Origin of the sequence: Desulfosporosinus orientis DSM 765 (genome assembly GCF_000235605.1) — a bacterium.
GTDB lineage: Bacteria > Bacillota > Desulfitobacteriia > Desulfitobacteriales > Desulfitobacteriaceae > Desulfosporosinus > Desulfosporosinus orientis.
Genome location: NC_016584.1, coordinates 4,999,443 through 5,011,732, shown reverse-complemented (window position 1 = coordinate 5,011,732; position 12,290 = coordinate 4,999,443). Strand labels below are relative to the sequence as shown.

Below are 12,290 nucleotides of genomic sequence, written 5' to 3'. Positions count from 1 at the left end.
GATACGCGAAAAGGGGAGAACATTATGGCGATGGATCGCTATGTTATTACGGGAAAACAGAGATTGGAAGGGAGTATCCGGGTAAGCGGGGCGAAAAACTCTTCTCTTCCATTATTGGCTGCATCATTACTTGGGGAAGGAACTTCCAGCTTGCTGGAAATTCCTAGGTTGGCAGATATCACACATATGATTGAAGTGCTTGAGCGCCTTGGCTGTAAGGTTGAACGCCAAAATGAGGCTATGCTGATTAATGCCAGCGGTATAGAATCCTGTGAAGTTGATGAAGCCTTAATGCGTCAAATGCGTGCGTCTAATCTTATTTTAGGTCCCTTGTTAGCTCGGTATGGGCGTGTTAAGATCTCTCGACCTGGTGGGTGTGCCATTGGCTCACGCCCGATGGATCAACATATTAAAGGATTGCAGCTTCTTGGGGTAAAGGTAAAAGAAAAGCATGGCTATATCGAGGCGTGGACAGATCACTTGCAAGGAGCAGATGTTTACCTGGATGTACCTAGTGTGGGCGCAACAGAAAATATCATGATGGCCGCAGTTTTAGCCAAAGGGACGTCGGTTATCAGAAATGCTGCCCGTGAACCGGAGATTGTAGACTTACAAAACTACCTTAATAAAATGGGCGCAAAAGTTCGGGGAGCCGGAATGGATGTTATAAGAATTGATGGGGTCGATACCCTATATCCTGCAGAACATACGGTTATACCCGACCGAATTGAAGCGGGAACCCATATGATTGCTGCAGTAATGACCAAGGGGGACGTGGTGATCGAAAATGTTGTACCAGAACACTTAGAACCTGTGATTGCCAAGTTGCGTCAGGCGGGGGCAACAATATCCATTGTCGATGATTCCATTCGCGTACAGCAGAGAGCTGCACTTCGGGGCGTGGACCTGAAGACAATGCCTTATCCCGGATTCCCTACGGATATGCAACCTCAGTTTATGGCAATGCTTGCTAGTGCAGATGGGACTAGTATTATAACCGAGACAATTTTTGAAAATCGTTTTCAGCATGTCGATGAGCTGAGGCGTATGGGTGCACAAATTACCGTTGAAGGCAGAACGGCCATTATTCGCGGCGTTAAATCTCTCGAAGGGGCTTTTGTAGAGGCAACGGATCTCCGGGCGGGAGCAGCCCTTTTCTTGGCCGCATTAGCAGCTGAGGAAGCAACGGTGCTCGAAAAGGTGGATTATATCGATAGAGGGTATGAAAATTTGGAAGAGAAATATTCTGGTTTGGGGGCAAAGTTGGTGCGTGTTTCTAAAAAGGCTGATTTGGAAACGACTTAACTAACTTTTATTTAAAATAATTTATTGATCAACTGAAAAAAGCATAGCGGAATAGGACTGTATTCGTTATACTTGGGACAAGGAGGAAAATGCCAAAATGGAACCTAAGAAAATGAATACGTCCTTTCTCTATGTCGCAGTTTTGACGATTCTTCTTTCCCTAGGTTTAGCTCTTTTTTTGCGTTCCAGTGCTTTTGCAATTCAACATGTTACAGTAGAAGGGCTTAGTCTGATCTCAGAGAACGAAATTCTAAAATTGTCAGATGGGATTCAGGGACAAAATTTATTGCTCTTTGATCGCAAAGCTCTCCAATATAAAATTTCTTTGCATCCGCTAGTACAAAGCGTTGAATTTCGGCGCAAACTTCCTAATTCACTTATAATTCAGGTTTCGGAACGGATCCCGGCTGCTTTAGTGGTTGTTCCCAAGGGGGTTTTAGAGGTGGATTCCGAAGGAACCTTTTTGCGTCGTTTAGAGAGCTGGCCTGAAAAAGATTATCCTGTCATCAGTGGAATCGAACTTCCGGATACTGTTGGACCTGGGCAGAATCTTTCTAATGCTCTTTTGAAAGCGGCATTACAGTTAGTCAATCAAGCGCCGCCAAATTTAATTGCTCAAATCGGAGAGGTACATGTTAATGCTGTTGAACAAATTACATTATTTTTGAGAGGCGGCGTGGAAGTCCGATTGGGACAAGCTAATGATTGGAAAGATAAATCAAATGCCCTCTACCAGCTAATAAGTGATAGTGGATATACTTCTATTCAACAAGGGGTTCGCTATATCGATTTTACTGCGGCAAAACCTGTGATCGGCCGCTAAGTCAGGAGGATTTTTTGCTATGTGGTTACCTTTATTAGGCTTAGTATTAGGGTTGGCAATTGGGTATGTAAGCCCTTTCTCAGTTCCAATTGAATATGCCAAATACTTATCTGTCGGAATCCTCGCTGCTTTAGACTCTGTTTTAGGAGGAATTCGTTCTGCTCAAGAGGATCATTTCGACAGTACTGTTTTTTTAACTGGTTTTTTTAGCAATATGCTCCTTGCAGCTTTGTTAGCATACGTTGGAGATCGTATTGGGGTAGATCTCTACTTAGCTGCTGTGGTTGCATTTGGTGTGCGCATATTCCAAAACTTAGGAAGTATCCGCCGTCATCTAATCAGAAAATAGTTAAAAAATGCCGAATCCCTTATAATTTTTTTCTGAAAAAAAAGGGTTAAGGCATAAGGATATAGAATTTGTAATGATGTGTGTATTAAAGAGCTTAATGCAAATTGGAATTATAAGACACTTATCATTGTGTAAAAACCATTGATTGATAAGTATAGAGATTGAGGTTCTCAGAGTATCAGTATTAGCTAGATAAGAGAACTGCAGGTAAGAATGAGCGAGGGGGTAGAATCCTAGATGCTGGAATTTGATACAGAATTAAACCAATGTGCGGAGATTAAGGTTATTGGTGTTGGCGGTGGCGGAAACAATGCGGTCAATCGTATGATTACCGCTGGATTACAAGGGGTGGAGTTTGTTACTGTAAATACCGATTCTCAAGCTTTACAACTCTCTCGTGCAAGTGAAAAGGTTCAAATTGGGATAAAGCTGACCAAAGGGTTGGGTGCAGGTGCTAACCCGGAAATAGGTGCAAAAGCAGCGGAGGAATCCCGTGAAGAATTGGCAAAGGTACTGAAAGGTGCTGACATGGTTTTCGTTACTGCTGGTATGGGTGGGGGAACAGGTACCGGAGCAGCGCCTATAGTGGCAGAAGTAGCAAAAGAAATGGGCGCCCTGACTGTGGGAGTGGTTACTCGTCCGTTTACTTTCGAAGGACGTAAACGAGCTATGCAGGCAGAAAAGGGAATTGCTGAACTAAAGAGTAAAGTTGATACACTGATTACTATTCCCAATGATCGTTTGCTGCAAGTTGTGGACAAGCATACAACCATTCACGAAGCCTTTAGGATTGCGGATGATGTCTTGCGGCAAGGGGTACAAGGTATCTCAGATTTAATTGCAGTGCCTGGCTTGATAAATTTAGATTTTGCGGATGTTAAGACTATTATGTCGAATACGGGTTCTGCGTTAATGGGTATTGGTCAGGCTACTGGTGAAAATCGTGCTGCAGATGCAGCCAGAAAGGCTATCTCCAGTCCGTTGTTGGAAACATCTATTGAAGGAGCTAAAGGTGTGCTGCTCAATATCACTGGAGGCGGAAATCTGACGTTGTTTGAAGTGAATGAAGCAGCTGGGATTATTGCAGAAGCTGCTGACCCTGAGGCTAATATTATTTTTGGCGCGGTTATTGATGACGATCTTAAAGAAGAAATTAGGGTTACTGTCATTGCCACTGGATTTGACCAGCAATGGGTTGGTTTTGGCGGAGCTCCCGGTAAGGTTCAGGAAACAATAATTAAAACCGTACCTAAAGAGGGAGATGTTGATATACCGGAATTTCTCAGGCGCCGTCGCTAGTTTTTAGAAGAACAGCATCTCTATGTTTAATAAAGTTTGAATGAAAAGGCGGGCAGATCTCTTTCAAAGACTCTGCCCGCCTTTAATATTTGTCACTATAATCATGGTAGAACCCCTTTTGCGCTGGAGGCTTACCATTCGAAACGCCGAATGATTTCATGTAAGTAGGAGGATGTTTTCGCTAATTCCGAAGAGATGTCGGCGATTTCTTGGGTTGAGGTCATTTGTTGTTCGACAGTTGTTGCAGCCTGAGTAGCCCCTTCAGCGAATTGAGCCGCGATAGATGTAGCCTGGCGCTGTGTTTCGGCTAAAAGTTTACTTTGATTTAGCATTCGGTCGGCATTTTGCAGGTTGGTTTCTACTTTATCGGATGTTGCTTTAATCACTTCGTCTAAAGAAGCAATGGCATTGCCTGCTTTTTCAATGACCTCCTTTCCTTGATTTACTTCAATCATGCCTTGGCTGATCTTTTCTACGGTGGTTTTAACCATTCCCTGGACTCCGGAAATAAGCTCCATTATTTGCTGAGAAGAACTGGCGGAACTATCAGCCAGTTTTCGGACTTCCTCGGCGACAACGGCAAATCCCTTACCATGCTCGCCTGCTCGGGCAGCTTCAATTGCAGCATTTAAAGCTAACAAATTGGTTTGCTCGGAGATACCATTAATAACAGAAATGATATCCCCAATTTTCTGAGCAAGCTCAGCCAATTTGTGAATAGAATGATTGGCTTGCTCGGTTACTTCATAAATAAGGCCCATTTCACGAATGGCTTTATTTACTGACAAAGTTCCCTCTTCGCTAGTTGATTTGGCGGATGTTGTCAAAGAGAGGACTTCCTGTGTACTTGTTAAGATGCTCTGAGAAGCTGCTTGAATTTCATCGACTTGTTTTTGGGACTCTTTCATACCCTGAATTTGATCTGAAGCACCTGCACTAAATTCTTCAAAAGTAGCGGCCAAGGTTTCCTGATTTTCAGCAGACAGTTGGGCATGTGAGGCTTGAGTTCTGCTCATATTTTGAGCTCGTTCGGAAAAAGATGCTAAATCCATGATAATACTTTTCATACCGAGAGATACCTTGTTTACCTCGTAGGATAAGTTTCCTAATTCGTCATTCGTATAAGATTTGGCTAATACTTTCAAATTTCCTTTAGCTATTGCTTTTGTCACTTTAAATGTTTCGTTCAGAGCACCTGAAACCTTGTTTTTCAACCATAAAGCATAGAGAATTTGCATAAGGAGAGCAGCCAATGTTAATGAGATAGAAACCTGGGAAAATGAGCTGAGAGTAATCCATGCTCCACCAAGAAGGATGAGGGGAAATGCCCCTGCCAAGAATTGCTTGGTAAGCCGGATCTTGTGCAGAGGTATACCTAAACGCACGGTATAAACATGTTCACCCTTAACTATGACCGGACATGCAGCATCAAGTAAGACTTCTCCGGTATTGCGATGATAGATCTGGGTAATGGGTTGAGAGCACTGAGCAGCTCTTAGCTCAATCTCATTGTTAAAAAGAAGACCTTCTCGCATGCGGTTAGAGTGAACTAAAGCCAGACCCTTTAAATCAACAAGTAATAAAAATTCATTGTTTTCAAGGTTACGATCAATGGCTTCTCTTATTGCTTCTCGAGCATTTTCCCATTCCGATCGAGCGAGGATGCCCTCAATTTCTTTAGCAATCCGAGAAATGGTCTCTAAACCACTTTTTTTTTGTATTGAACTTACGGTTACTGTTCTTGACAAAATCTTCAGCCCCTTTTGATAACGATTAGAACAATAATTCACTAAGTTACAGTTAAAATTGTAGTTAATGGTTACAATACCACTTATCCGTCACTTTTACAATAAAATTGTATACAAAGAATGAAATACCAATTAGATATATTTAGAAAGAAAAATGAGAGAGACCCTCTTTACAGATAGTCTCTCTCATTATATAATATAAAAATAGTCACAAAAAACACATCATACAATATATTTAATAAAATTTTATCATAAAAGAAGTCTAATGTCAAGTGGTTTTGGTTCCGATTTGTCGAATTCCTATGACATGAATATTAAGGAGCGATTTACTATGGATAGTTACCGGCAAAACTACCAAGAAGAAGCAATCTATCTCCGTGAAACAGTAAACTATCTTTCAAATGTTCTGGGGATGGAGCAGAATGAATTAGCAGCTTCTAAAAAGAACTTAATCGATGTACGAAAAGAAATGTGGGAAAGCGCAGTTCATGTAGTAACTGAATACGAAGACTTCTGGGATATGCAACAGTATCTTACAGAAGTAACGGTTCAAACTGCCAATGTCTCAAGTGATTCAAAACGCCTGAAAAAGTATCAGAAGATGATTAATTCACCCTACTTTGGTCGTTTTGATTTTAGCGAGGAAGGTTTTCAGGAAAAAGAGAAGATATATATTGGCCTCCACAATTTAGTGGATAAAGACACCCAAAAGGTATATGTGTATGATTGGCGTGCCCCTATCGCCAGTATATTTTACAGGTTTGAATTGGGTACCGCAGAATATGAAACTCCAGTGGGTATGAGTCGTGGAAAGGTATCTCTAAAAAGACAATATAAGATTAAGAATTCCAAGCTCAAATATTTTTTTGATTGCAGTGTCAGGATTACAGATGAGATGCTGCAGGAAGTACTAAGTCAAAATGCTTCTGTAAAAATGAGAAATATTGTTGAGACCATTCAGAAGGAACAAGATGTTATTATTCGGGATAGGGATAATGAGCTGTTAATTGTCCAAGGTGTGGCAGGCAGCGGCAAGACCTCTATTGCCTTGCACAGGATTGCATTTCTTCTTTATGAAGGTCTGAATTCAAATTTGCATGCCCACCAAGTTATGGTTGTTTCTCCCCATTCAATTTTCACTAACTATATCGAGAGTGTCTTACCCGAACTGGGGGAAGAAAATGTGGAACAGACCACTTTTGACAGTATCACTGAGGAAATCCTTAATCACCGATTTGGAACAGATACGAGAGAAAATAACCTTGAAACACTGATTCAGAGCAGAGTTCATAATGAAGGGAGCATAAAGAAGGAAAGCATAAATTTTAAAGGATCAATGGATTTCAAAAGGATTCTGGATCGTCTCCTTTGGTATTACGCTCACCATCTAATAGAATTTGAAGATGTCTACTATAATGGGATTTTTCTTAATACCAGGCAGCAATTAAAGAATCGGTTTTTAAAGAATGATATTGGAATTCCTATGGCTAAACAGCTTAAGAAAATTGAAACCATGCTTTTGGATAAGGTTCATCCCTTGCAAAGGCAGAGGCTTAACCGCCTTGAGAAAATTGTCGAAAGGAGTGAAGGACATGAGTTTGAAATTAAATCCTATAGCCGTTGGTTGTCAATAAAACAAGCTGGAAATTTTCTAAGGCAGATTCAAAGGTTTACCAAAGTTGACTATTGGGATTTGTATAAAACCCTCTTTACCACACCCGGGCTAATGACCAAACTGGCTAAAGAGATACAACTGCCGGAAACTATCGAGTCCATCATCTCAATGACTGTGCAGGAATTGCAAAAGGGGCAGGTTTCCTATGAAGATTACCCGGCGTTATTATATTTAAATTTAAAAGTGAACGGGAGTGATTGGTTTTCAGGCATTAAACAAGTGGTTATTGATGAAGCCCAGGATTATTCTTTAATTCAATACGAAGTATTTAAGCTATTATTTAAAAATGCCAATTACACAGTGTTAGGTGATATTCAGCAAACCATTGAAAAAGAAGCCGACGAGTCATTATATGAAGATATCGCGGCTGTCTTAGCTAAACAAACTATGGTTCAGCTCAGATTAAACAAAGGGTATCGATCCACTTATGAAATCAATCGCTTTACTCAGGGGCTGCTGGGCATATCTAGGTTGAATGATTCCTTTGAGCGTCATGGCAAAGAACCAAAGGTTATTTACGAAAATAGCATTGTCAAGATTGATCGGGGTATAATTCAGTCGGTTTCTGATTTTTTGGAATTTGGGTACGAATCTGTAGCCGTCATCTGTAAGACTCAAGAGGAGGCATTCCAGCTGCATTCCAGGCTGTCTAAATCCATACCCATCACTTTGATTAAGCCCCAAACGAAGGCGATTGTGAAAGGGGCCTTAGTGATACCATCCTATATGGCTAAGGGCTTGGAGTTCGATGCGGTAATCGTCTATGGGGGAGAAGAAAGCAATTATTCAAGCCTAATGGATAAAAAGTTGTTGTATATTGCTTGTTCACGGGCCCTTCACCAACTGGTCGTTTATTTTTTAAACTATCCTGAAAAACTTAACCTGAAAAATACCCAAAAACCATTCTAAAGAACCCATAGACCCGAAACTGCCCGACCCTGAATCCAACTAAATTTAGTATAAAACTAATACCTGTCAAAATAAAAGTATCTTTTATATTTGACAGGTATTAGTTGTTACTCCTAAAAATACTACATCACTCGCACTGGTTTTCCTAAAATATCCATTTGCAACCCACGGAAAGCGACAGGTTTTACTAAAGCTATCGGATATAATTTTTAGAGAAGTGTAGGGAAAGGGTGCACCAGATGAGCGCTGCAGAGACTTATCTCGATCTGGTTATTCTCATCAATGGAGGAATGGATGCTCTTGTGCTGGTCCTTCTTGGCAAGCTTCTGCACCTCCCCAGCAGGCCTATGAGAATAATAACAGCGGCTTTAGTTGGTGAAATTCCTGTACTATTAGCCTGTTATTCTATTTCGCCGTGGACCACGATAAGCAAATGGCTGATTCCGTTTTTAATGGTTATTGTCGCTTATCCTACTAAGAGGCCGGGGACATTCCTTAAAGCATTGGTGGGTTTTTGGCTTCTATCAGCAGGATTAGGCGGATTTATGTATGGATTATGGGGGTGGACGAAATTTGATGACGGACTAGAGAAGGAGAATTTAATCCTAATTGTGCATGATCTTTGGGTTCTCCCTCTAGGGGCTTTGCTTTGGTGGCTATTGCAGAATTTTTGGCAGCGTTGGCAGGAAAGAAAGGCTATGCTGGAAAGAACGATTTATGACTTGGAAATTTGTTTTGGCGGAGAAGAAAACGGGACTGTACACATTAAGGCATTATTGGATACTGGAAATGATTTGCGAGATCCTTTAACTGGGTCCCCGGTAATTCTTTTGGAAGAGGAAGCTGCTGCAAAGGCGATACCTGCAAGTGTCAAAGCATTCATGGACATTCCCTGGAAGGATTGTCCGGACCCTTGGCCCTTGCTATGGAAGCTCAACCCCAACTTGATAAAGCGCCTTGTTTTTATACCTTTTCAAACGATTGATGCCAAAAGCTGGCTGCTTGGGATAAGGCCTGAACATGTAACATTTTGTGAGAGCAAAGAGTCTCGGCAAATTCATGCTACAGTGGCGCTCGTCAAGCAAGTGTTAAGCTTAGAGGGTGAATACCAAGCGTTACTACACCCAGAACATGTGCAGAAAGGTGGAGATGGATAAATGAAGTGGTGGAGTAATGTTCAAGGTAAGGCTAAATGTCTTTGGGCTATGCTTTTTCAAAAAATCTTTGGAGTTAGTGGGATTTATTATGTTGGAAGCAGTGAAGCCCTACCGCCACCACTTAACTCAGATGAAGAAGTAGTTCTTTTAGAACGCTTGGAAATGGGAGATGGCTCAATTCGGGACATTTTGATTGAACGCAACCTGCGTCTTGTGGTTTACATAGCCCGAAAATTCGAGAATACAGGGATTGGAATTGAAGATTTGGTGTCCATAGGCACCATCGGCTTAATCAAAGCGGTTAATACCTTTGATCCTCAGAAAAAAATTAAGCTGGCCACTTATGCATCTCGATGCATTGAAAATGAAATTTTGATGTACCTTAGACGTAATAATAAAACTCGTTCAGAAGTGTCCTTTGATGAACCATTAAACATTGATTGGGATGGAAACGAACTTTTGCTATCAGATGTTCTTGGTACAGAAAATGACATTATCTCTAAGCCTATTGAGGAACAGGTTGATCGTCAGCTCTTGCATTTAGCTATGGGGAGGCTGACCAGCAGAGAAAAAATCATAATGGAATTAAGGTTTGGTTTGGATGATGGGGTGGAAAAAACTCAAAAAGAGGTAGCTGACCGATTAGGGATCTCACAGTCCTATATTTCTCGTCTCGAAAAAAGAATCATACGCAGATTGCGTAAAGAATTTTGCCGATTGGAATAAGCTAAACTCTGTTAGGGCATACTTCCCAAAGGAATTTGCTGGGGAGGTGCTCGAAGTTTGGCATTGAATAAAGTAGAGATTTGTGGAGTAAATACCTCAAAGCTGCCTGTGTTATCTAGCGCAAAAATGAAAGAGTTATTTGTAATTTACCAAGCTGGAAATCGCAGTGCCCGAGACAAACTAATCCATGGGAATCTCCGCCTTGTTCTTAGCGTGATTCAGCGGTTTACGAATCGAGGAGAATATGTGGATGATCTTTTTCAAGTTGGCTGTATCGGGTTAATGAAAGCCATTGATAATTTCGATCTTGGTCAGAATGTTAAGTTCTCAACTTATGCTGTTCCTATGATTATCGGAGAAATTCGCCGCTATTTACGAGACAATAATCCGATACGGGTGAGCAGATCCCTGCGCGATATTGCCTACAAGGCACTTCAAGTAAGAGATCAGTTAGTAAGTGAACGGTCATGTGAGCCAACCGTTGCCGAAATAGCGAACAAATTGTCTTTGCCTAGGGAAGATGTTGTTTTTGCCCTTGACGCAATTCAAGAACCTATTTCTTTATTTGAGCCTATTTATCATGATGGCGGAGATCCTATCTTCGTGATGGATCAAATTGGAGACGACAAGCAAACGGATACGGGATGGGTCGAAGGACTTGCAGTGCGAGAAGCTTTGCGCCGTCTGAGTGAACGGGAGAAACTCATCTTGTCTTTGCGCTTTTTCCAAGGGAAAACTCAAATGGAAGTTGCGGATGAGATTGGAATATCTCAGGCACAGGTTTCTCGCCTGGAGAAAGCAGCTATGCAGCATATGCGTAAGTATGTATAATCTGAAACGAGAAATAAAATGCTGGCTGTAGGCTATTTTAAGCCCCTCCCTCATAGGATGACATATAGGCACTACTTATGATAACGTCTAAGGTCTATCATAAGCCATAGTCGGACTATCACAGGGGTCGAAGCAGGATATTCGGATCTCGTGCTTCGACCCTCAATAGGGGGGAGGTCTTATTATGAGGGTTTCAGATTTACGATTATTAGATATTGTTAATGTAAAGGATGGGCGAAGGCTAGGACCCATTAAAGACCTGGATCTTGACCTGGAACGGGGTGTGGTCAAAGGGATTATCGTTCCGGGACCCTCCCGAAGCTGGGGGCTTTTTGGGGGCGGAAAGACAGAAGACTTTTTTGTTCCTTGGGATCATGTAAAAAAAATAGGAGTTGACGTTATTTTAGTGGATGTCAATGACTTGCCTGAATTTAATATTGAGTCGGATGATCGGCGATAATGCATTGTAAATGGAAAGCATAAACCTTTCTGCCTGAATGGCAAAGGCTTATGCTTGTTTGTTTATTTATTTCATGTTTTTTATTCTATTGAATTTATGAAAACACCATGGTACTAGGACTTTTGGAGGTTTGTCCTCAGGATTATTAAATGTTATATTAAATGTAAACTAAAGGAGATAGAGGATGACTTGGCAGTGGCAGCATACTGAAAACTTAACCTACTTAACTGTGTTAAAATGGGTAAGTGAGGGTATCGATATAGGATTTTCCACCCGCTTAGGTGGAGAAAGCTCATTTCCTTATGATAGTTTTAATTTAGGTCTTCATGTTGGAGATGATTCTGAGACAGTTTTAAAAAATCGAAAAGATTGGTTTAATCTATGGGGAGTTCCTTGGAATAAGGTTGTAGTCGGGGAACAAGTTCACGGCAATCATGTTTCATGGGTCAAAGATCAAGATGGGGGACGAGGAGCCAAAGAATTAGTAACGGCAGTTTCCGCTGTGGATGGGCTAATAACGCAAAATGCAATTGGATTGATGGCTTTTTTTGCTGATTGTGTTCCCCTTTATTTTTATTATCCGGATATTAAGGCGGTAGGAATAGCTCACGCCGGCTGGAAGGGAACTGTCAACAAAATTGGTCAAATGGCCATAGAATGTTTCGAAGAAGCTGGCGGGAGAACTGAAAAGGCTTGGGTTGCCATAGGTCCAAGCATAGGACCTTGTTGTTATTCCATTGATGAACGAGTAGCCGAGCAATTCCGATCCAATTTTGAAAAAACTCCGTTTCTTTTTCCGCAAGAGGATGGACACTACTTCCTTGATTTATGGGAAGCTAATCGAGTGCTCCTCTTGGAAAAAGGAATTCGACCTGAAAATATCGATATCGCTGCAATATGTACTGCTGATAATCCTAAATGGTTTTACTCTCATCGTCGAGATGGTGCTCTAACAGGGCGAATGGCCGGCTGGATCAGGATGCGAAAGTCGAGGTAAGATAACCTAGG

The 12,290-nt window shown here is 41.4% G+C and carries 11 protein-coding genes; 10 read left to right on the top strand and 1 reads right to left on the bottom strand.

The annotated features are described in order from the left end of the window. Nucleotides 1-24: 24 nt before the first annotated feature. The 4 genes from murA to ftsZ all read left to right on the top strand — a co-directional run bounded on the left by murA (nt 25) and on the right by ftsZ (nt 3,776). Nucleotides 25-1,305 carry a UDP-N-acetylglucosamine 1-carboxyvinyltransferase gene (murA, locus tag DESOR_RS23150; RefSeq protein ID WP_014187022.1) on the top strand — a complete coding sequence of 427 codons (1,281 nt, stop codon included), beginning with the start codon at nt 25-27 and terminating at the stop codon, nt 1,303-1,305. 97 nt (nt 1,306-1,402) lie between these two features. Further along, a complete protein-coding gene (locus tag DESOR_RS23145; RefSeq protein WP_014187021.1) occupies nt 1,403-2,128 on the top strand; it encodes a cell division protein FtsQ/DivIB in 726 nt (241 codons plus the stop codon). A 19-nt stretch (nt 2,129-2,147) separates the two neighbouring features. Continuing rightward, nucleotides 2,148-2,477 (top strand): small basic family protein, encoded by a 330-nt coding sequence (locus DESOR_RS23140; RefSeq protein ID WP_014187020.1) that lies wholly within the window; start codon nt 2,148-2,150, stop codon nt 2,475-2,477. 237 nt (nt 2,478-2,714) lie between these two features. Continuing rightward, nucleotides 2,715-3,776: a cell division protein FtsZ gene (gene ftsZ, locus DESOR_RS23135; protein WP_014187019.1), complete on the top strand. Its 1,062-nt coding sequence runs from the start codon at nt 2,715-2,717 to the stop codon at nt 3,774-3,776. Between the two features lie 131 nt (nt 3,777-3,907). Here ftsZ and DESOR_RS23130 read toward each other — a convergent pair whose 3' ends face one another. Further along, entirely contained in the window at nt 3,908-5,524 is a 1,617-nt protein-coding gene (locus tag DESOR_RS23130) for a methyl-accepting chemotaxis protein (RefSeq protein WP_014187018.1), read from the bottom strand. A gap of 331 nt (nt 5,525-5,855) precedes the next feature. Here DESOR_RS23130 and DESOR_RS23125 point away from each other — a divergent pair, with 331 nt between their 5' ends. The 6 genes from DESOR_RS23125 (at nt 5,856) to pgeF (ending at nt 12,279) form a co-directional block, all read left to right on the top strand. After that, nucleotides 5,856-8,108, top strand: a complete 2,253-nt coding sequence (locus DESOR_RS23125; protein WP_014187017.1) for a HelD family protein — start codon at nt 5,856-5,858, stop codon at nt 8,106-8,108. A gap of 239 nt (nt 8,109-8,347) precedes the next feature. Beyond that, nucleotides 8,348-9,265: a sigma-E processing peptidase SpoIIGA gene (locus DESOR_RS29915; protein ID WP_014187016.1), complete on the top strand. Its 918-nt coding sequence runs from the start codon at nt 8,348-8,350 to the stop codon at nt 9,263-9,265. Next, nucleotides 9,266-9,991 carry an RNA polymerase sporulation sigma factor SigE gene (sigE, locus tag DESOR_RS29910; protein WP_014187015.1) on the top strand — a complete coding sequence of 242 codons (726 nt, stop codon included), beginning with the start codon at nt 9,266-9,268 and terminating at the stop codon, nt 9,989-9,991. Nucleotides 9,992-10,048: 57 nt separating this feature from the next. Next, entirely contained in the window at nt 10,049-10,822 is a 774-nt protein-coding gene (gene sigG / locus DESOR_RS23110; protein ID WP_007786508.1) for an RNA polymerase sporulation sigma factor SigG, read from the top strand. A gap of 184 nt (nt 10,823-11,006) precedes the next feature. Next, nucleotides 11,007-11,282 carry a YlmC/YmxH family sporulation protein gene (locus tag DESOR_RS23105; RefSeq protein ID WP_014187014.1) on the top strand — a complete coding sequence of 92 codons (276 nt, stop codon included), beginning with the start codon at nt 11,007-11,009 and terminating at the stop codon, nt 11,280-11,282. Nucleotides 11,283-11,466: 184 nt separating this feature from the next. After that, a complete protein-coding gene (gene pgeF, locus DESOR_RS23100) occupies nt 11,467-12,279 on the top strand; it encodes a peptidoglycan editing factor PgeF (protein ID WP_014187013.1) in 813 nt (270 codons plus the stop codon). Nucleotides 12,280-12,290 lie beyond the last annotated feature (11 nt).

What these genes read in the sequence shown, in the direction of transcription:
- murA (WP_014187022.1), top strand. Translation starts at nt 25, where the DNA reads ATGGCGATGGATCGCTATGTTATTACGGGAAAACAGAGATTGGAAGGG.
- DESOR_RS23145 (WP_014187021.1), top strand. Translation starts at nt 1,403, where the DNA reads ATGGAACCTAAGAAAATGAATACGTCCTTTCTCTATGTCGCAGTTTTG.
- DESOR_RS23140 (WP_014187020.1), top strand. Translation starts at nt 2,148, where the DNA reads ATGTGGTTACCTTTATTAGGCTTAGTATTAGGGTTGGCAATTGGGTAT.
- ftsZ (WP_014187019.1), top strand. Translation starts at nt 2,715, where the DNA reads ATGCTGGAATTTGATACAGAATTAAACCAATGTGCGGAGATTAAGGTT.
- DESOR_RS23125 (WP_014187017.1), top strand. Translation starts at nt 5,856, where the DNA reads ATGGATAGTTACCGGCAAAACTACCAAGAAGAAGCAATCTATCTCCGT.
- DESOR_RS29915 (WP_014187016.1), top strand. Translation starts at nt 8,348, where the DNA reads ATGAGCGCTGCAGAGACTTATCTCGATCTGGTTATTCTCATCAATGGA.
- sigE (WP_014187015.1), top strand. Translation starts at nt 9,266, where the DNA reads ATGAAGTGGTGGAGTAATGTTCAAGGTAAGGCTAAATGTCTTTGGGCT.
- DESOR_RS23105 (WP_014187014.1), top strand. Translation starts at nt 11,007, where the DNA reads ATGAGGGTTTCAGATTTACGATTATTAGATATTGTTAATGTAAAGGAT.
- pgeF (WP_014187013.1), top strand. Translation starts at nt 11,467, where the DNA reads ATGACTTGGCAGTGGCAGCATACTGAAAACTTAACCTACTTAACTGTG.